Origin of the sequence: Mycolicibacterium aubagnense (genome assembly GCF_010730955.1) — a bacterium.
In the GTDB taxonomy this organism is placed as follows: domain Bacteria; phylum Actinomycetota; class Actinomycetes; order Mycobacteriales; family Mycobacteriaceae; genus Mycobacterium; species Mycobacterium aubagnense.
The window spans coordinates 5,543,897-5,563,309 of sequence record NZ_AP022577.1; the positions used below are offsets into that span (position 1 = coordinate 5,543,897).

Sequence of the window (19,413 nt, forward strand, 5' to 3'; positions counted from 1 at the left end):
GTGGTTGACCAGCAGCCCGGATGATGTCCGAGTAGTAGAGCACCGAGGAGAGACGATGAGCGGTCCAGAGGGAACTGATCCGTCACAGCCGTGGCAAGGTCAGCAGCCCGCTTGGGGGCAGCCGGCGTCCGGCGCCGAGCAGCCGACCACTGCCGCCCCGGCGTGGGGTCAGCAGCCGGCCTACAACCCGGAGCAGTACCAGCAGCAGTATCCGGGGGCGCAGCCCGGTGCCGCGCAGCCCGGGGCGCAGCAGGTTCCCGGTTACCCGCAGCAGCAGTACCCGCAGGGTTACCCACAGCAGGCGTACCCCCAGCCGGGCGCCTACGGCCAGCCGCAGTACGGCCAGCCGCAGTACGGCCAGCCCCAGTACGGCCAGCCGGGACAGTACGGTCAGCCGCAGTTCGGTGAGGGCGCCGCGGGGCAGCAGTTCGACCAGCAGTTCGGCGCACCGGCAGCCAAGAAGTCGAACAAGGCGCTGCTGCTCATCGGTGGAGTCGTGGCCGCGGTCATCGTCGCGGTCGTCGGCGTGCTCGGTTTCCTGTGGCCCGGCTTCTTCGTCACCACCAAGCTCGACGTCAATGCCGCGCAGTCCGGCGTGCAGAAGGTCCTGACCGACGAGACCAATGGTTACGGCGCCAAGAACGTCAAGGACGTCAAGTGCAACAACGGCGCCGACCCTGAGGTCAAGTCCGGGCAGACGTTCGACTGCGACGTGAACATCGACGGCACCAAGCGCACCGTGAAGGTCACCTTCAAAGACGACAACGGCACCTACGAGGTAGGCCGCCCGAAGTAGTTTCCCCGCGAGCAGCCGGCAAAGCCCCCACTTCCACTCGGAGATGGGGGCTTTCGCTGCTGATCACCAGGAATCCGCGCCGAGTGTGCCGTCGGAGCGCAGATCTGGCGGAGCTCGCGCTATAGCTTGTCGAGCGCCTTCTGTAGCCGCGCGATCGAGTTGGTGACGCCGTACTTGGCGGCCAGGTCGGCCACGCGTTGCGGGTCGCGGGCTGCGAGCGGCAGCGCGTCGGATTCGGTCGACATCGACACCGGCGCATCGGTCGCGACGAGGACGACGGGGCGCGCAGCGGTGATGTAGTCGGCGGCGGCAAGCAGTTTCTTGCGTTGCGCCGCAGCCATTTTCGAGGTCGGGTCCTGCGCGGCGGCCTCGATCGCCGTCAGTGAGCCGTAGGTCTGCAGCAGGCTGGCGGCCGTCTTCTCGCCGATGCCGGCGACGCCAGGCAGCCCGTCGGACGCGTCACCGCGCATCAGCGCCAGCTCGGCGTACGCGGCGCCGGCGCGATCCAGCGGGACGCCGTAGCTCTCGGCGACCTCGGCGGGCCCGTAGAGCACGGCCTTGGCCAGGCCGCGGCCGATATAGAACACCCTGATTCCCGGTTCGTCATCGCTGGCCAGCTGCAACAGGTCACGGTCGCCGCTGACCACGATCGCGGGGCTGGTCTGCTCCCGGGTCGCCAGCGTGCCCAGCACGTCGTCGGCTTCGAAACCCGGTGCGCCCGCGGTGGCGATACCGAACGCGTCGAGCAGCTCCATGATCATGGCGACCTGCGGCGTGAGGTCGTCGGGCACTTCCTCGATGTCGGGGGCGTCACCTGCAGTGATCTCTTCGACCCGGTGCGCCTTGTACGACGGGATCAGGTCGACGCGCCACTGCGGACGCCAGTCCAGGTCCAGGCACACCACCAGCCGGCTGGGGCGATGCTGGGTAACCAGGGCGGCGATGTTGTCGATGAAGCCGCGGACCGCGTTGACGGGGCGGCCGTCGGGCGCGGTGATCGAGGACGGCACCCCGAAGTACGAGCGGAACCACATACTGGCGCCGTCGAGGAGCAGGATCGGCTGACTCACGCTCGGCTCGTTCATACTCGGGCCCGCCTGTCACGGATGTCGATCAGCATCGCACTAGCCTATTGCCATGAGCTCAGGTCGATTCAACACCGACGTCTATGCCGCGCGTCTGCGCTCGGCCGCCGCGGCCGCACACGCCGCCGGCCTGGCCGGGCTGGTCATCACCCCGGGGTATGACCTCCGGTATCTGGTGGGCTCGCGCGCGCAGACCTTCGAGCGGTTGACGGCGCTCGTCGTGCCGGCTGACGGTGCGACACCGACGGTTGTGGTGCCGCGGCTGGAGCTGGCGTCGCTGAAAGAGTCGGCGATCCTGGAACTGGGCCTGGCGGTTCAGGATTGGGTCGACGGCGACGACCCCTACGCGCTGGTGGCTGCCGCGTTGCCGGGCAGTGCCGTCGCGGTGACGGATGCCATGCCCGCACTGCATCTGTTACCGCTGGCCGGGGTCCTCGGTGCCGTGCCGGTGCTGGCCACCGACGTGCTTCGGCAGTTGCGAATGATCAAGGACCCCAGCGAGATCGACGCCCTGCTGAAGGCCGGTGCGGCCATCGACCGGGTGCACGCGCGGGTACCCGGGTTCCTGGTGCCGGGACGCACCGAGGCCGACGTATCCGCTGACATCGCCGAAGCGATTGTCGCCGAGGGCCATTCGGAGGTGGCGTTCATCATCGTCGGCTCCGGCCCGAACGGGGCGGACCCGCACCACGAATGCTCCAACCGGGAATTGCAGGTGGGTGACATCGTCGTCGTCGACATCGGCGGGCCTGTCGAGCCCGGCTACAACTCGGACTGCACCAGGACCTACAGCATCGGCGAACCCGATCCCGTCGTGGCGCAACAGTATTCGGTGCTGCAGCGGGCACAGGCGGCAGCGGTGGCGGCGGTCCGGCCCGGGATGACCGCCGAGCAGATCGACGCCGCGGCCCGCGACGTGCTGGCCGCCGAGGGACTGGCCGAGGTGTTCGTCCACCGCACCGGCCACGGCATCGGACTGTCGGTTCACGAGGAGCCCTACATCGTGGCGGGGAATGCGCTGACGCTCGAGCCGGGCATGGCGTTCAGCGTCGAGCCCGGCGTGTATTTCGCAGGGCACTGGGGTGCCCGGATCGAGGACATCGTCGTCGTCACGGACGACGGCTGCGTGTCGATGAACAACCAGCCGCACGAGTTGGTGGTTGTGCCGGTTTCGTAGCGGTTGTTGTCAAGATCGGCTAAGAAAGACAAGATCGACGCCATGGCTGAAATTCGCCGTGGCCGCACGGGACGTGCCGTCAAACTGGCAACCCTTCCTGCCGGCATCGCCGGCCGCGCCGTCCTGGGCGTCGGCAAGCGCATGGCCGGCAAGTCGAAAGAGGATGTCAACGCCGAGCTGGTCGAGAAGGCTGCCGAGCAGCTGTTCCAGGTGCTGGGGGAGCTCAAGGGCGCAGCCATGAAGCTCGGACAAGCGCTTTCGGTCATGGAGGCCGCCATCCCGCCGGCGTACGCCGAGCCCTATCGCGAAGCCCTCACGAAACTGCAGAGCGACGCCCCGCCGCTGCCGGCAGACAAGGTACATCGCGTACTCGACGCCCAGTTGGGCACCAAGTGGCGCGAGCGCTTCCAGTCCTTCGACGACAAGCCGGTCGCCTCCGCGAGCATCGGCCAGGTGCACAGTGCGGTGTGGGGCGACGGCCGCCGCGTCGCGGTGAAGGTGCAGTACCCGGGCGCCGAGGAGGCGGTACGAGCCGACCTCAAGACGCTGCGGATGCTGACGTCGTTGTTCAAGCAGGTGGTGCCCGGCGCCGACGTGAAGAGCATCATCGACGAGCTCATCGAGCGCACCGAGGAAGAACTGAACTACCGGATCGAGGCGGACTATCAGCGTGCCTTTGCCAAGGCCTTTGCCGGCGACCCGCAGTTCTATGTGCCCGCAGTCGTCGCGTCGTCGCCGAAGGTGGTCATCACCGAGTGGATGGAGGGCCGCAAGCTTTCCGAGATCATCGCCAATGGTTCCGAAGACGAGCGCAACCGGTGCGCGCACATGCTGCTCGAGGTCACCATCAGCGCCCCATACCGCTGTGGGCTGCTCCATGTCGACACCCATCCCGGCAATTTCATGTTGCTCGACGACGGCCGGTTCGGCGTCATGGATTTCGGTGCCGTCGCAGTCCACGAGGGCGGTCTGCCGCGCGCGACCGGGCCGATCCTGCGGCTTGCGCGTGACGAGAAGTGGCAGGAGATGACGGACTACCTGCGGGAGGAAGGCTTCATCCCGCCGGGGGCCACGGTGTCTCACGATGAGATCAACGCCTACCTACTGCCGTACATCGAACCATTGCGGCACAAGAGCTTCCACTTCAGTCGCAAGTGGCTGCAGGGCATCGTCGCCACCGCCGCGGACATCCGCAGCGAGCAGTTCGCCGCGACGTTCAAGACCAGCAGGCAACTGAACCTGCCTGCCAATTACCTGATGATGTTCCGGGTGCTCGGCGGTCTGCTCGGCATTGCCGCGCAGCTGGACGCGACCATCAACTACGCCGAGATCGTCGAGAAGTGGGTGCCCGGATTCCGCGAGGACTGACGACGCTGCCGTGGAACCCGACTTCGTCACATTGACCCGTGACGGCTACGACCGCAGTGCGGCGCACTACGTCGCGCGCTTCCAGCGCCATCTCGACGACAGGCCGGTGGATCGCGCCATGATCGGCGCCTTCGCCGCGCTGGTGCACCCCGGGACCAGAGTGCTCGATGTGGGTTGCGGTACCGGCGTGGCCACCGCGGCACTTGCCGTTGCCGGCCTGGATGTCACGGGAATCGATCTGTCTCCCAACATGATTGCGCAGGCACGGCGGCACAACCCGGGTCTGTCTTTTCGGGTGGGGTCGATGCTGGACCTCGATGTGTCCGACTGCAGCGTCGGCGGGCTGTGCGCGTGGTACTCGATCATCCATGTCCCGGACACGCATCTGCCGGCAGTGTTTGCTGAGTTCCACCGGGTGCTCGCGCCCGGCGGGGTGGTCCTTCTGGCATTCCAGGTTGGGGAGGAACCGCGCGTGCTGACCGACTTCGACGGTGCGCGGGTGAACTTGACGTTCATCCGCCGCCAACCGCATGCCGTCGCAGACCTGTTGTCGAAGAGTGGATTTCGCGTCTATGCCGAGCTGGTTCGGCAACTTGACGACGGACTCGAGTCTACTCCGCAGGCTTACCTTATGGCGCGTCGAGCAGCTTGACCAACCGCTTCGTCGCGATCAGCCGGAACGACGCGTCCAGCAGTTCGCGGACCTCGTCCCAGTCGACCTTCGCCGCGGTGAAATCCAGCCCGAGCCAGCCTGACGGGCCCAGGTAGGCGGGGTAGTAGAAGCGCGAATCCTGTTCCAGTGCGGCGCGGTCCGACTCGTCGACCTTGACCAGGACCGAATGCGGGTACGCGACCATTTCGCCCGTCGTCTTCGAGTTGCCGCCGTATATCGCGAACATCTTGGGCGCGCAGAACACGGGCCGGCCCCACGACACTTTCTCGAAGGACTCGGGGAAGCTCAGGGCCGCCATCCGCAGCTCCGCCAGGCCGGGGTCGTCATCGTCGAACATGATCGGATGCGGCACGTGCCCAGCCTATCGGCACTCGCCCTGTCAGACCCCTTCGCTAGCCTTACCGGGTGAGCTCACCCGATCCCGACGTGCGCCGGCAATGGCAGGAACTGGCCGAAGAAGTTCGCGGCCATCAGTTCCGCTACTACGTCAAGGACGCACCGATCATCTCCGACGGTGAGTTCGACAAGCTGCTGGGAGAGCTGCAACAACTCGAAGATACCTACCCTGAACTGCGCACGCCGGATTCGCCGACGCAGCTGGTCGGCGGTGCGGGGTTCGCCACCGAGTTCGGGGAGGCCCAGCACCTGGAACGCATGCTGTCGCTCGACAACGCGTTCAACAGCGACGAGCTGACGGCATGGGCGGCCCGGCTGTCGAACGAGCTGGGCGGTGACCTCGAATACCTCTGCGAGCTCAAGGTCGACGGCGTCGCGCTCGCACTGGTCTATCGCGACGGCAAGCTGGTCCGCGGCGCGACGCGTGGCGACGGCCGCACGGGTGAGGATGTGACGCTCAACGCCCGCACCATCACCGACGTGCCCGAGGTGCTCAGCGGAACCGATGAATTCCCGGTCCCCGCCGTGCTGGAAGTCCGCGGCGAGGTGTACTTCCGCGTCGAGGACTTCGCGGCGCTCAACGCCAGCCTGGTGGAGGAAGGCAAGGCGCCGTTCGCCAATCCGCGCAACAGCGCCGCAGGGTCGTTGCGGCAGAAGAACCCGGCCGTCACGGCGCGCCGTCGGCTGCACATGATCTGCCACGGTCTGGGGCTTACCGAGGGCTTCGAGCCGGCGTCGCTGCACGACGCGTATCGCGCGCTGAAGGCCTGGGGGCTGCCGGTATCGGACCACACCACTCGCGTCACGGGTATCGCCGCGGTGGCCGAACGCGTCGCCTACTGGGGTGAGCATCGTCATGATGTCGATCACGAAATCGACGGTCTGGTGGTCAAATTGGACGACCGGACGTTGCAGCGGCGCCTCGGTGCCACCAGCCGGGCGCCACGCTGGGCCATCGCGTACAAGTACCCGCCCGAGGAAGTCACCACCAAGCTGCTCGATATCCGGGTCAGTGTGGGGCGCACCGGCCGGGTCACGCCATTCGCCTATATGGAACCCGTCACCGTGGCGGGGTCGACGGTCGGCCTGGCGACGTTGCACAACGCCACCGAGGTCAAGCGCAAGGGCGTGCTGATCGGCGACACCGTGGTGATCCGTAAGGCCGGTGACGTCATCCCCGAGGTGCTCGGCCCGGTGGTCGACGTGCGTGACGGCACCGAGCGCGAATTCGTCATGCCTGCAACATGTCCCGAGTGTGGCAGCACCCTCGCGCCGTCGAAGGAGGGCGACGCCGACATTCGCTGCCCCAACACCCGGTCATGCCCGGCGCAGCTGCGCGAGCGCGTGTTCCACGTCGCGGGCCGCGGTGCCTTCGACATCGAGGGCCTCGGTTATGAGGCGGCCACCGCGCTGCTGGCCGCCGGCGTGATCACCGACGAGGGTGACGTCTTCGATCTCACCGCTGACGACCTGTTGCGTACCAACCTGTTCAAGACCCAGAAGGGCGAGCTCTCCGCCAACGGCGCACGTCTGCTGGCCAACCTCGGTAAGGCCAAGCAGCAGCCGCTGTGGCGAGTGCTGGTGGCGCTGTCCATCCGGCACGTCGGCCCGACGGCGGCCCGCGCACTCGCCGCGGAATTCGGTGACCTGCAATCGATTACCGAAGCCTCCGAGGAACAGCTGGCCGCGGTCGAGGGCGTCGGTTCGACCATCGCCGCGGCGGTGATCGACTGGTTCACCGTCGACTGGCACCGCGCCATCGTGGACAAGTGGCGCGCCGCGGGTGTGCGGATGGCCGACGAACGCGACGCCGGCATCGAGCGCACCCTGGAAGGGCTGTCCATCGTGGTGACCGGTTCGCTGACGGGGTTCTCGCGCGACGAGGCCAAAGAGGCGATCCTGGTCCGCGGCGGCAAGGCGGCCGGGTCGGTGTCGAAGAAGACCGCCTACGTGGTGGCCGGTGACGCACCAGGGTCCAAGTACGACAAGGCCGTTGAGCTCGGCGTGCCGATCCTCGACGAGGACGGCTTCCGGCGGCTGCTGGAGGAGGGACCAGCGGCGGAGGATAGCCCCGACGACTAGCGGTATCCGCGCCGCATGTCGTCGACGATCAGCGGATGCTCCAGAGTCGACGGCGGCAGGTGTTGGGGGGCAGTGTCGGGCGCGAAGACGGTGGCGGCGTCGAGCACCTGCTGATTCAGAAAGCGAAGCGGGGGAGCGTCTTTGGGTAGGATGGGCACCGGTGGCGCGGCGCCGCGACGGGCCAGCGTGAAACCCCAGTCGCCGAATGTCGGCACCTCGATGTGGTACGGCGTCACGGCCAATCCCGCGGACGCGATGGTGGACACCGCGCGCCAGAACACGATCGGCGTCGAGTACGGACTGCCGGACTGCACCACCAACAGTCCCTGGGGCGCCAGCGCCCGGGCGGCCAGGCTGTAGAACTCCGTCGAATAGAGTCGGCCCAGAACCGGGTTGTCGGGGTCCGGCAGGTCGACGATGATTGCGTCGAATCCGCCCGGCGGCGCGACTTCGGGGTGCGGGACCCGCAGCCACGTCATGGCGTCGTCGAGAATCAGCTGAACGCGCGGATCGTCGAGCGCATCGGCGTTGGCGTCCCGCAATGTGGTGCGCGCAATCGCGACCACCGCCGGATCCAGTTCGACCTGGACGATTCTGTCGATACCTTTCTGACGCAACAATTCTCGCGCTGCCAGACCGTCGCCACCGCCGATCACGAGCACCGAGCGGGCGCCCTGGCCCAACGCCGGGTAGACCAGCGATTCGGTGTACCGGTACTCGTCGCGGGTCGAGAACTGCAATCCGCCATCGAGATACAGCCGGGTGTCGTCGCCACGGCGGGTCACCACGATCTCCTGGTATGCCGAATGCCGATAGGCCACAATCGGGTCGGCATACAGCCGCTGCCGCGACGTGGTCTCGATGCCGTCGGCGGCCGCCAACAACCCGCCCAGCACCGCGAACGCCAGCACCAGGGCGCTCAGCGCGCCGATGAATTCGCGCCGGCTCAGGATGCGGCGTAACAGAAAGACCGAAACCACCGCTGCGGCAGCCAGGTTGATCATTCCGGTGGCGGCGGCGCCGCGGATCATGCCCAGGTGCGGCAAGACCAGAAATGGCCATGCCAGACCGCCCAGCAGGGCGCCCAGATAGTCGGCGGCATTGAGGTTGGCCAGCACCCGGCCGGCGTCGGTGGCACCGGCGACCCGGTCCCGCTGCAACAGCGTCATCAGCAGCGGCACTTCCGCGCCGACCAAACCGCCGATCAGGGCTGTCGCTACTCCCAACACCCAGTCGGAGTCGCCGAGGAAAGCGAACGTCACGTACAGCACCGTCGCCGACAGTCCGCCCACGACACCCAGTGTCGTCTCCACCGCGATGAAACTGATTGCCGCGCGGGCCAGCAGGGCCTTGGCCAACAGCCCGCCGACGCCCAGGGCCGCGACGTAGCCCGCGACGATCAGCGATGTCGACACCACGCCGCCGCCGTTCAGACTCGTCGAAAGGGTCAGCAGCGCAAGCTCATAGACGATGCCGCACGCGGCGCACGCCGACACCGCCGCCAAAAGCAGCGCGCGCCAACGCGTTCCGACCGCAGGTCCGGGGGCCGCCTGGGCCGCTGGGGTTTCCGTCACCATCAGGTGAGGGCGGCGGCATTGATGCCGCCGATGGCCAGCAGCACCACGGCGACCGCCACGGCGGCGGGGTGGAAATCCTCGGCGTGGATGTCGCCCCGGAAGTGGCCGGGCGCCAACAACTCCACGGCCACCAGGGCCAGCCCCTGAAGGGCGACGCCGATCAGCCCGTAGATCAACGTGTCGATCAAACCCTGCCCGAGACGGTCGGAGCTCGAGTGGATCGCGGTGATGATGATGGCGGCCAGCGAGATATCCATCGCGGCGGTGACAGCCACCGCGTTGGGCCGCCGTTCGACGAACACCTGCCGGCGGAGGCTGCCGGGTGTCAACGCGTCGACCATGAGGAAGCCGGCGGCCAGCACCAGCACTCCCACCAGGAAGTACAGCACCGAGCTGACGACGTTCTGGATGATGGTATCGGTGTGGACGGTGCCGAAGTCGATGGCGGCCAGGTACATCGGAGTCTCCTCGGGTTTCACTTGATTGCCTGATGTATCACTTGACGCCGCCCGGTCCGCCCGAGCTGCCGCCGGAACTGTGCGACGGGGAACCCGGACTGAAGCCAGGGCCCAGAAAGAAGTAGCTGCCGTGGTTGTATCCGGAGCTCAGGCTCTCCAACCGGATGGCGCACGACTGACCCGAGCCGGGCCCGACGATCACGATGGAGTCGCTGTACCGCAGGTAGTAGTTGCCGCTGTCCGTTGCGCGTGCCTGCGGAGCGTGGGCCTCGGCGAGGTCGTCGGCCACGTCGCTCGGCGACCCGTCGCATCGGTAGGTGTTGTTGCCGACGTTCTGATAGTGATCTTTGACGTACGACTGCACGGTGCGGGCGGTACTGATGCCGATCGCCAGGCAGATCACCGATGCGACCGCCAGCACTCCGGCGAGGATCAGCATCTTGCCCCTGGTCATGGCACCTACGAACCCGCGGGGGGAGCGGGGTACACCGTGAGCTCACCGGGCAACATGAGCTTGCCGGTCGACACCTCCCATGGTGAATTGGGTGACCACTGCTCGAAACTCAGCAGGGCAGCGCGGCCCGCGGTGGCGTAGTCGACGTAGTTCATCTCGCCCTGCGGCGGTAGGCCCGTGGTGCCCTCGCAGGTGTAGCGCGCGGTGCCGCGCTCGACTTCGCTGTACTGCCCGCCGTCGACGGTGTGGGGGCCGCCGGGCTGCAAGATCAGGTCGGGCCGCTTGGTCCAGAACGCGAGTTCCAGACGTCCCTCGTCCTCCTCGACGCTGAACCAGATAGGTTCTCCCTGAACGCCTTCCAGCAGATGCTCCCACCAGACGAACGGCCCTTCGCGGTAGGTCACCGAGCCCCGCACCACGTAGTCGACGCCGCCGTAGCTGACGATTGCGCCAGGGCCCAGCTGCTTGGGTCCGAACACCGGCATCTCGCCGGACTTCAGTGGGTCCTGGCGGGCGCCTGGCTTCTCGGGCTTCTTGGCCCGGGTGAAGGCGAGCACCACGACAACGATGGCCGCGATCATCAGCAGGACACCGATGACGATCAGAAATGTGCTCACGTGCACCCTCCAGCGAGATGTGGGCTCACGCTAGCAGTTTCGACGCTGCAGCGACCGTATTCCCGCAGGTGAAGTGGCGCAGAGCGACCAGCTAGCGCACGATGGTCGCGACGATGCCCGCGAGGTATCCGAGCCGGGCGACCTCCGACGGCCGGAAGGCCGGTCCGCCCGGGCGCCCGAGCATGATCGCGGTGTGCGAGTCACCCAACGGCGCCGCGGCCAGGGTGGTGTCGATATCCCGCCAGAACTGCGGCACCCAGTCGCCGGTCGCGTCCAGGGCGGCAGCGTGTTCCAGCGGCAGCCACGGCGCGGAGTCGGCGAGCGTCTCGGGCGCACCGGGGCTGCCGGTGATGCGGTGGGGCACCACGCCTTCCTTACCGCCGGTCACCACCACGCACCAGCCGACCCGCAGAACGCGCGGCGCTTCGTCGGCCAGCACCTGGAGGCGGGCCGTCTTGCCCTTGGCGGCGGCCACGTGGTCGATCAGTTCCAGTTCGCGATGGGCCTCGAGCAGTCCGGTGTGGGGCCGAATGCTGTCCACATACACGCCATTGAGGGCCTCGGCGGCCGTGATCAGGGTGTCGGGCATGGACCCGAGCGGCAGCTCGACCACCAGGTCGTCGATGGCGTAGCCCGGACCGCGCTCAACAACGTCGAGCGACAGGATGTCGGCGCCCACCGAGCCGAGAGCCACCGCCAGCGAGCCGAGGCTACCGGGGCGGTCTTCGAGCTGGACCCGCAGGAGATAGGAGGACACGCCACAACTCTGGCATAGCGTCGTGGCTACGGCAGGACGTGCGGGTGCGGTGCGTGTCACGGTCGGGCACGATTGCCGCACGTTGCCCCGCAAGCGGGAGGTGCCCCCACAGCGCGGCTCGTGCCTCGCCGGTCGATCGTCGTCCGGCCCCCACTAGGCTGTTTCGCTGTGTCGAAGATTTCCCGGGACGATGTCGCCCATCTGGCGAATCTGGCCCGGCTCGCCCTGACCGACGGTGAGCTGGACAGTTTCGCAGGCCAGCTCGATGCCATCCTGGCGCACGTCGGCAAGATTCAGGCCGTCGACGTCACGGGGATCGAGGCGACCGGTAACCCGCTCAAAGAGGTCAACATCACGCGGCCGGACGTCGAAGTGGCGAGCCTCGCGCAGGACCAGGCGCTGGCGGAGGCCCCACGGGCCGAGGACGGGCGGTTCGCCGTGCCCCGCATCTTGGGAGAAACAGAGTGAGTGACCTGATTCGTTTCGACGCCGCCACGCTCGGCGAGAAGATCGCCGCGGGCGACGTGTCGGCGACCGAGGTCACCCAGGCGCACCTGGACCAGATCGCCGCCACCGACGAGCGCTACCACGCGTTCCTGCATGTCGGTGCCGACGAGGCTCTGGCCGCCGCCGCCGCGGTCGACAAGCAGGTGGCCGCGGGCGAGCCGCTGGCGTCGCCGCTCGCCGGTGTTCCGTTGGCCCTCAAGGACGTTTTCACCACGACCGACGCCCCGACCACGGCCGGCTCGAAGATCCTGGAGGGCTGGCGGTCGCCGTACGACGCGACCCTGACCGCCAAGTTGCGCGCCGCCGGAATCCCGATCCTCGGCAAGACCAACATGGACGAGTTCGCCATGGGGTCGTCCACCGAGAACTCGGCCTACGGCCCCACCCGCAACCCGTGGGACGTCAACCGCGTGCCGGGTGGTTCCGGTGGGGGTAGCGCCGCGGCGCTCGCGGCGTTCCAGGCGCCGCTCGCGATCGGCACCGACACCGGTGGCTCCATCCGTCAGCCTGCCGCGCTGACCGCGACCGTCGGTGTCAAGCCCACCTACGGCACGGTGTCGCGGTACGGCTTGATCGCGTGTGCGTCGTCGCTCGACCAGGGCGGGCCGTGCGCCCGGACGGTGCTGGATACCGCGCTGCTGCACCAGGTGATCGCCGGCCACGATCCCCGCGATTCCACCTCGGTCGACGCTCCCGTGCCCGACGTGGTCGGTGCGGCTCGGGCCGGCGCCGGCGGTGACCTGAAGGGCGTCCGGATCGGTGTGGTCAAGCAGCTGCACACCGGTGAGGGCTACCAGCCCGGTGTGCTGTCGTCGTTCAACGCCGCGGTGGACCAGTTGACTGAGCTCGGCGCCGAGATCACAGAGGTCGACTGTCCGCACTTCGACTACTCGCTGGCGGCCTACTACCTGATCCTGCCGTCCGAGGTGTCGTCGAACCTGGCCCGCTTCGATGCGATGCGCTACGGCCTGCGGGTCGGTGACGACGGCACTCACAGCGCCGAAGAGGTCATGGCGCTGACTCGCGCCGCCGGCTTCGGCCCGGAAGTCAAGCGCCGCATCATGATCGGTACTTACGCCCTGTCGTCGGGCTACTACGACGCCTACTACAACCAGGCCCAGCGGGTGCGCACCCTGATCGCTCGCGACCTGGACCAGGCCTACGAGAAGGTCGACGTACTGGTCACCCCGACCACCCCGACCACCGCCTTCGGCATCGGCGAGAAGGTCGACGACCCGCTGGCGATGTACCTGTTCGACCTGTGCACGCTGCCGCTGAACCTGGCCGGGCACTGCGGTATGTCGGTGCCGTCGGGCCTCTCGCCCGACGACAACCTGCCGGTGGGTCTGCAGATCATGGCGCCGGCCCTGGCAGACGACCGGCTGTATCGCGTCGGCGCGGCCTACGAAGCCGCCCGCGGCGCCCTGCCCTCGCCGGTGTAGTTCTGCTCGCCGAAGCAAAACCCGGCAGTATGGGGGCATGCGGATAGGCGTGCTGACCGGTGGCGGTGACTGTCCTGGCTTGAATGCGGTGATCCGGGCGGTGGTCCGCACGTGCGACGTGCGGTACGGCTCGACGGTCGTGGGGTTCCGCGACGGTTGGCGCGGCCTGCTCGAGAACCGTCGGGAACAACTCAAGAACGACGACCGCAACGACCGGCTGCTCGCCAAGGGCGGCACCATGCTGGGTACTGCGCGGGTCAATCCCGACAAGCTGCGAGCCGGGCTGGACCAGATCAAGCAGACGCTCGAGGACAACGGCATCGACGTGCTGATCCCGATCGGCGGCGAGGGCACGCTGACGGCGGCGCACTGGCTGGCCGAGGAGAACGTGCCCGTCGTGGGCGTGCCCAAGACCATCGACAACGACATCGATTGCACTGACGTCACTTTCGGCCACGACACCGCGCTGATGATCGCGACCGAGGCCATCGACCGGCTGCACAGCACCGCGGAATCGCATCAGCGGGTGATGCTCGTCGAGGTGATGGGTCGCCATGCCGGCTGGATCGCGCTCGGCGCCGGCATGGCCGCCGGCGCCCACATGACCCTGATCCCGGAACAGCCGTTCGATATCGAAGAGGTGTGCCGCCTGGTGAAACAGCGCTTCGTGCGGGGCGATTCCCACTTCATCTGCGTCGTCGCCGAAGGGGCGCGGCCGGCCGAGGGGGCAATGCAGTTGCGCGACGGCGGAATTGATGAATTCGGGCATGTGAAGTTCACCGGTGTCGCCCAGCAGCTGGCGGTCGAGATCGAGAAGCGGATCCGGAAGGAAGTACGCACCACCGTGCTCGGTCATGTGCAGCGCGGGGGCATCCCGACGGCACATGACCGGGTGCTGGCCACCCGGTTCGGGATCAACGCCGCCGACGCCGCGCACTCGGGGGAGTACGGGATGATGGTGTCGCTGCGGGGCCAGGAGATCGGTCGGGTGCCGTTGGCGGACGCGGTGCGTCAGCTGAAGCTGGTGCCGCAAACCCGGTACGACGACGCCGCGGAATTCTTCGGCTAGCGGTAGGCCGGTGGCAGTGGCATGCCCAGCTCGGACTCCACCGCGCGCAGCCGGCTCGGGTAGTCGGTGATGATGCCGTCGGCGCCGGAGGCGATCTGGGCGCGCATGGTGTCGGCGTCGTTGATCGTCCACGGAATCACCTTGAGCCCGAGGGCATGTGCGCGGTCGATGAATGCCTTGTCGGCTACGAGCGCGAATCCTGGATCTCTCGGGGTCATCCCGTAGGGGACCGAATAACCAGGGGACAGGATGTTCGCGCCGACCGACGCTGCCCCGGCGATGGGATCGGTGACCACTGCCGGGTTCACGTCGGCGGTCCATGCCGAGTTCGGCACCCAGGTCGTCTCATCCCACAGCGCCACCAGTGGGACGCCGGGTTCCTGCTGCCGGACCAGCGGCAGGGTGCGCCAGTCGAAACTCTGGATCTCGACCTTGTCGGCCTTGTGGGCAGCCCGCACGACGCCGAGGATGACGTCGACGAATTGTTGTGGTGTGGCGGAGGATTGGGGCTTGTCGGCTTCGATCTTGGTCTCGACGTTGTACCGGACGTCGGCCCGATGCGCGTCGGCCAGTGCGAAGACCTGGTCCAGGGTGGCGATCTTGTTCCCGGTCACCACTTCGGCGGCCGGGAATCCGCTGAGCAACCGGCCGCAGTCCAAGGTCTGCAGCTGCGCCCGGGTGAGGTCGTGCACGAGCTTGCCGACGTAGGGGTACTGCGGGTCACCGGGCCGGGCGGGGCCGGTGTCGGTGCACTTGTCGGGCTGGATGGCCGGGTCGTGCCACACCATGGGTGCACCGTCCTTGGAAAGGACGATGTCGAGCTCCAACGTGGTGACGCCGAGTTCGATGGCCTTGGTGAAGGCGCGTAGCGATTCCTCGGTGGTCTCGCCCCGGCCGCCGCGGTGCGCTTGCAGGTCGAAGCCGTCGGGAGCGGCCGCAGCGACAGGCGTGGTGGTCAGCGCGAAGGCGGTCAGCAGGGCGCCGATGCGTGCGAGCATCCGCGGAGGGTAACCGGGCCGAGGAAATGGCCGGTGAACGACAACTAGGATTCAACGCATGGCTGACGCAGACCTTCTCGACTACGACGACGTCCTCGCGACGTACGAGCCCGTCATGGGCATGGAAGTCCATGTCGAGCTGTCCACCGAGACCAAGATGTTCTGTGGTTGTGCGAACCGGTTCGGCGCCGAGCCGAACACGCTGGTGTGCCCGGTGTGCCTGGGCCTGCCGGGCGCATTGCCGGTGGTCAACGCGGCCGCCGTGGAGTCCGCCATCCGGATCGGCTTGGCGCTGAACTGCGACATCGCGCCGTGGGGCCGGTTCGCGCGGAAGAACTACTTCTACCCGGACCAGCCGAAGAACTACCAGATCAGCCAATACGACGAGCCCATCGCCGTGAACGGTTACCTCGATGTCCCGTTGGAGGACGGCAGCACCTGGCGCGTCGAGATCGAGCGCGCGCACATGGAAGAGGACACCGGCAAGCTGACCCACCTCGGCAGTGACACCGGCCGCATCGCGGGCGCCACCACCTCGCTGGCCGACTTCAACCGTGCCGGTGTGCCGCTCGTCGAGATCGTCACCAGGCCCATCGAGGGCGCCGGCGAACGCGCCCCGGAGATCGCCCGCGCCTACGTGACGGCGCTGCGGGATCTGTTGCGCGGCTTGGACGTTTCGGACGTGCGCATGGATCAGGGATCGATGCGGTGTGACTCCAACGTCTCGCTCAAGCTCAAGGGCGCCGCGGAGTTCGGCACCCGCACCGAGACCAAGAACGTCAACTCGCTCAAGAGCGTCGAGGTCGCGGTCCGCTACGAGATGCGCCGGCAGGCTGCCGTACTGCAGGCCGGCGGCACCATCACGCAGGAGACCCGGCACTTCCACGAGGACGGGCACACCACGTCCGGCCGCAGCAAGGAGACCGCCGAGGACTACCGGTACTTCCCGGAGCCGGATCTGGAGCCCATCGCGCCGTCGGCCGAGTTGGTGGACCGGCTGCGTGGCACCATTCCCGAGCTTCCGTGGTTGGTACGCAAGCGGATTCAGGACGACTGGGGCGTCTCCGACGAAGTGATGCGCGACCTGGTCAACGCCGGCGCGGTGGAACTGGTGGCGGCGACCGTCGAGCACGGCGCGTCCAGCGAGGCGGCCCGCGCGTGGTGGGGCAACTTCCTGGTGCAGAAGGCGAACGAGGCCGAACTGACGCTCGACGAGCTGGCCATCACCCCGGCCCAGGTCGCCGCGGTGGTCAAGCTCGTGGAAGAAGGGAAGTTGACGGCGAAATTGGCCCGTCAGGTACTCGAGGGTGTGCTGGCCGGTGAGGGTGAGCCCGAGCAGGTGATGAACGATCGCGGATTGGTTGTGGTGCGCGACGATTCGCTCATCCAGGCGGCCATCGACGAGGCGCTGGCAGCTCAGCCGGACATCGCCGAGAAGATCCGCGGCGGCAAGGTCCAGGCCGCGGGCGCGATCGTCGGCGCGGTGATGAAGGCCACCAAGGGCCAAGCCGACGCGGCGCGCGTCCGCGAACTGGTGATCGCGGCTTGCAGCTAGTGCAGCGCCTCCTGCGGCGCGGGCGTCGTCCTCGGACGTAGTGACGACACGCCCGCGACGCAGTAGCCCGCGATCACGAAACACACCGCGGCGCAGGGCAGGTTACCGGTCGGCGTGCCGGTGCCGGTGACGCCGTCGATGGCGCCGGCGAAGTCCGGCAGCGCGGCCAGCCAGAGCACCGTGAAGGTGAGTAGATAGAGCACCCCGAACACGCGGACGTACGGGCTCGGGTGCTGCGTGCCGACGCGGCGCGTGATCCGCCAGTCCTGTATCAGGACCGGCACCGCCACGAGGGTGAACACCGTCACCTCCACGCCGAGGACCGCGTACTGCGTCGCGCTGTGGTGGGCCGAGAGCAATGTGGGCAGGCTGAGCAGGCCCATGATGACGGGGGCCAGCACGCTGATGACCGGTATGCGCCAGGCCAGCGACCGCAGCCCGGGAGGTTCGCCCGCTTCCACCCGCCGCTCGACCAGTACCCGCACCAGGAACGCGACCGCCGCAGGCCCGACCACCGCCAGGCTGACCCAACTGCTGACCGGCACGCAGCCCAGGGTCGGGTGGTTCAGCGGGTTGGCGGTGTTCCAGACCCACCAGCGCAGCTGCGGACCGAGGTGGTCGAACACCCCGTAGACACAGCCGTGCACGAAGCCGACGCAGATGGCGCCGATGACCGCACCGCGCCGTTCGAACACCCCGGTGGCGCGGACGATGTCATAGGCCAGGGTGATGGTCGCCGGATACAGCGCCACGATGTACAGCGGTAGCCGTCCGTCGACGAAATCCACGCTGAACACGTTGTGCACCAACATGACCCCGAGCCGGGTGCCGGCGAAGATGTCGGGTGGATGGCGGGGCAGTTCGGTCACCAGGGCGTAGGCCACCGACGCCAGCCAGATGGCGATTCCGGTCGGGTCCCGGCGGACCCGCCGCAGCGCGTACGCCAACGCCAGCGCCGCGCCGATCAGCATCAGCAGCTCGACGACCGGCATGGTCCAGTTGGCCAGGGTCAGTGGGTTGCGCAGCTTGACCCACGAATCGTCATCGCAGGCGAAACCCAGATAGCCTGCCAGCCGAGCGAAGTCGGCCGGGCACGCGCGCATCATCGAGCGACCCCTCGCACGTTGGTCGCCAATTACGTCTTGTCGTCAGTGCTACGCGGGAATCCGCCCTGCGGGAACAGCGGGAACACGACGTCGTCGAACTTCTCGACGTCGCCGGCCGTCTTGTTGATCGTCGCCCCCCAGACATTGCCGTCGGGGGAGAGCTTCAGCGCGAAGACATGGCCGTGGGTGTCTGTGCGGAGGGCCTCAGGGTCACCGGTGACCGCGCCCGTGTCCTTCGACAGCCGCAGCGCGACGGTCTTCTTGGTGTTGACCAGATTGACCATGACGGTGTTGTCGGTTGCCACACAGCCGGCGACACCGGGACGGTCCGGCCAGCTCCACACCGTGGACACCTTCGAGTCCTTGGTGATCTTCTGCAGCCGATCGGCAGTCGGGGTGCGGTCGGTGATGTACAGCGCACCGCTGGCGCCGTCGATGCACATTGAGCCGCCGGAACCCAGGCCCGACAGCGCGGTGGTCGGGGGTGCCTGGTTCACCGTCGTGGGTTGTTCGATGCGCAGCAGTTTGCCCGCCAGCGAAGCCGGATCGGCCGCGGCAGCGGGGTTTCCGGCGTCTCCGGTTTGGACCACGAGGGTCGTAGGGCTGGTGAAGATCAGCGCCCCGGTGTTGCCTGTGGGGCCCTTGGGGATACCGGTGAGAATCGGCTTGGGCACGTCGCCGTCGGCGATCCGGACCACCCGGTTGTCGGTGGGGGTGGTGATGTACGCGTACATCAGCCGGTCCTGCTGATAGCTCGGTGACAGCACGATGTCCATCAGTCCGCCGTCACCGGAGGCGTCGACCGGGATTACCGTCTTGACCTTGGGTTCGGCGTTCGTGGCGATGTTCTTGACGGCGCCGGTGACCCGTTCGGCGACGATGGCCGACTTGCTGTCGCCACCCATGATCAGGCCGCTGGTGCTCTCCAGGCAGCCCTGCAGGACGGCAGGTGCCGGGCACGCCTTCGGGAACGGGGTCGGCGGCAGCGGAGGTGGCGGCGGCGGAGTCGAGCTCGGCGCCCCGCCAAGGTCCGGCTCGATGGTGAACGGCTCGGACGCAGCCGAGTCGAAACGGGCGCAGCCGGGCAACGCCAGCAAAGCGATGGCGCACAGCGCCAGGACCCGTCGGGCGGGTGCAGAGCTGGGACGCTCCGGCCGGCGTTCGGGCCTCGTCAGCGCAGTCCGCGTCGACCGCCGCAATGTCATGCCCGCCAGGTTACGGACTGTTCGACAGTGCTCGCCACGTCGGGGCCGCGCGCCGGAGTGGGCAAATCCCGTGAACAAGCCGGTCAAACCA

19 protein-coding genes are annotated in these 19,413 nt (G+C 67.8%); 9 read left to right on the forward strand and 10 right to left on the reverse strand.

Annotated features, from left to right (window positions below):
- Positions 1–55 precede the first annotated feature (55 nt).
- A complete protein-coding gene (locus G6N59_RS26480) occupies positions 56–796 on the forward strand; it encodes a DUF4333 domain-containing protein (RefSeq protein ID WP_138229879.1) in 741 nt (246 codons plus the stop codon).
- 119 nt (positions 797–915) lie between these two features.
- Here G6N59_RS26480 and G6N59_RS26485 read toward each other — a convergent pair whose 3' ends face one another.
- The gene (locus G6N59_RS26485; RefSeq protein ID WP_138229880.1) at positions 916–1,866 is read right to left on the reverse strand and encodes a 5'-3' exonuclease; all 951 of its coding nucleotides are present in this window, start codon (positions 1,864–1,866) and stop codon (positions 916–918) included.
- A gap of 67 nt (positions 1,867–1,933) precedes the next feature.
- Here G6N59_RS26485 and G6N59_RS26490 point away from each other — a divergent pair, with 67 nt between their 5' ends.
- The 3 genes from G6N59_RS26490 to G6N59_RS26500 are packed head-to-tail and all read left to right on the forward strand — an operon-like array spanning position 1,934 to position 5,078.
- Positions 1,934–3,058: a M24 family metallopeptidase gene (locus G6N59_RS26490; RefSeq protein ID WP_138229881.1), complete on the forward strand. Its 1,125-nt coding sequence runs from the start codon at positions 1,934–1,936 to the stop codon at positions 3,056–3,058.
- 42 nt (positions 3,059–3,100) lie between these two features.
- A complete protein-coding gene (locus G6N59_RS26495) occupies positions 3,101–4,426 on the forward strand; it encodes an ABC1 kinase family protein (RefSeq protein ID WP_138229882.1) in 1,326 nt (441 codons plus the stop codon).
- 10 nt (positions 4,427–4,436) lie between these two features.
- Positions 4,437–5,078: a class I SAM-dependent methyltransferase gene (locus G6N59_RS26500; protein ID WP_138229883.1), complete on the forward strand. Its 642-nt coding sequence runs from the start codon at positions 4,437–4,439 to the stop codon at positions 5,076–5,078.
- Here the strand turns inward: G6N59_RS26500 and G6N59_RS26505 are convergent.
- Complete coding sequence (locus G6N59_RS26505; RefSeq protein ID WP_138229884.1) at positions 5,056–5,451, reverse strand: MmcQ/YjbR family DNA-binding protein; 396 nt, start codon at positions 5,449–5,451, stop codon at positions 5,056–5,058. The genes G6N59_RS26500 and G6N59_RS26505 overlap by 23 nt on opposite strands.
- A gap of 53 nt (positions 5,452–5,504) precedes the next feature.
- On the opposite strand from G6N59_RS26505, the gene ligA reads away from it, so the two are divergent.
- Complete coding sequence (ligA, locus tag G6N59_RS26510) at positions 5,505–7,577, forward strand: NAD-dependent DNA ligase LigA (protein ID WP_138229885.1); 2,073 nt, start codon at positions 5,505–5,507, stop codon at positions 7,575–7,577.
- Here the strand turns inward: ligA and G6N59_RS26515 are convergent.
- The 5 genes from G6N59_RS26515 to G6N59_RS26535 form a co-directional block, all read right to left on the reverse strand.
- Positions 7,574–9,154, reverse strand: coding sequence for a polyamine aminopropyltransferase (locus tag G6N59_RS26515; RefSeq protein WP_138229886.1), 1,581 nt, complete (start codon positions 9,152–9,154; stop codon positions 7,574–7,576). The genes ligA and G6N59_RS26515 overlap by 4 nt on opposite strands.
- Positions 9,154–9,612, reverse strand: a complete 459-nt coding sequence (locus tag G6N59_RS26520; protein WP_138230071.1) for a DUF350 domain-containing protein — start codon at positions 9,610–9,612, stop codon at positions 9,154–9,156. Before G6N59_RS26520 ends, G6N59_RS26515 begins: the two co-directional genes overlap by 1 nt.
- 37 nt (positions 9,613–9,649) lie before the next feature.
- Positions 9,650–10,066 (reverse strand): DUF4247 domain-containing protein, encoded by a 417-nt coding sequence (locus tag G6N59_RS26525; protein ID WP_138229887.1) that lies wholly within the window; start codon positions 10,064–10,066, stop codon positions 9,650–9,652.
- A gap of 5 nt (positions 10,067–10,071) precedes the next feature.
- On the reverse strand, positions 10,072–10,683 hold the full coding sequence (locus tag G6N59_RS26530; protein WP_138229888.1) for a DUF4178 domain-containing protein: 612 nt from the start codon (positions 10,681–10,683) through the stop codon (positions 10,072–10,074).
- Positions 10,684–10,774: 91 nt separating this feature from the next.
- Positions 10,775–11,440, reverse strand: a complete 666-nt coding sequence (locus G6N59_RS26535; RefSeq protein WP_138229889.1) for an ACT domain-containing protein — start codon at positions 11,438–11,440, stop codon at positions 10,775–10,777.
- Between the two features lie 168 nt (positions 11,441–11,608).
- Here G6N59_RS26535 and gatC point away from each other — a divergent pair, with 168 nt between their 5' ends.
- Genes gatC through G6N59_RS26550 form a run of 3 tightly spaced genes read left to right on the forward strand, consistent with a single transcriptional unit; the run spans position 11,609 to position 14,458 of the window.
- Entirely contained in the window at positions 11,609–11,908 is a 300-nt protein-coding gene (gene gatC, locus G6N59_RS26540) for an Asp-tRNA(Asn)/Glu-tRNA(Gln) amidotransferase subunit GatC (RefSeq protein ID WP_138229890.1), read from the forward strand.
- Complete coding sequence (gene gatA, locus G6N59_RS26545) at positions 11,905–13,389, forward strand: Asp-tRNA(Asn)/Glu-tRNA(Gln) amidotransferase subunit GatA (protein ID WP_138229891.1); 1,485 nt, start codon at positions 11,905–11,907, stop codon at positions 13,387–13,389. The genes gatC and gatA overlap by 4 nt, the downstream gene beginning before the upstream one ends.
- Before the next feature lie 37 nt (positions 13,390–13,426).
- Positions 13,427–14,458: an ATP-dependent 6-phosphofructokinase gene (locus tag G6N59_RS26550; RefSeq protein ID WP_138229892.1), complete on the forward strand. Its 1,032-nt coding sequence runs from the start codon at positions 13,427–13,429 to the stop codon at positions 14,456–14,458.
- Here G6N59_RS26550 and G6N59_RS26555 read toward each other — a convergent pair.
- Positions 14,455–15,456: a glycerophosphodiester phosphodiesterase family protein gene (locus G6N59_RS26555; protein ID WP_138229893.1), complete on the reverse strand. Its 1,002-nt coding sequence runs from the start codon at positions 15,454–15,456 to the stop codon at positions 14,455–14,457. The genes G6N59_RS26550 and G6N59_RS26555 overlap by 4 nt on opposite strands.
- Positions 15,457–15,514: 58 nt before the next feature.
- On the opposite strand from G6N59_RS26555, the gene gatB reads away from it, so the two are divergent.
- The gene (gene gatB / locus G6N59_RS26560) at positions 15,515–17,011 is read left to right on the forward strand and encodes an Asp-tRNA(Asn)/Glu-tRNA(Gln) amidotransferase subunit GatB (RefSeq protein WP_138229894.1); all 1,497 of its coding nucleotides are present in this window, start codon (positions 15,515–15,517) and stop codon (positions 17,009–17,011) included.
- Here gatB and G6N59_RS26565 read toward each other — a convergent pair.
- Complete coding sequence (locus G6N59_RS26565) at positions 17,008–18,117, reverse strand: hypothetical protein (protein WP_138229895.1); 1,110 nt, start codon at positions 18,115–18,117, stop codon at positions 17,008–17,010. The genes gatB and G6N59_RS26565 overlap by 4 nt on opposite strands.
- A 29-nt stretch (positions 18,118–18,146) precedes the next feature.
- Positions 18,147–19,322, reverse strand: coding sequence for a PQQ-dependent sugar dehydrogenase (locus G6N59_RS26570; protein ID WP_191248091.1), 1,176 nt, complete (start codon positions 19,320–19,322; stop codon positions 18,147–18,149).
- Between the last annotated feature and the right edge of the window lie 91 nt (positions 19,323–19,413).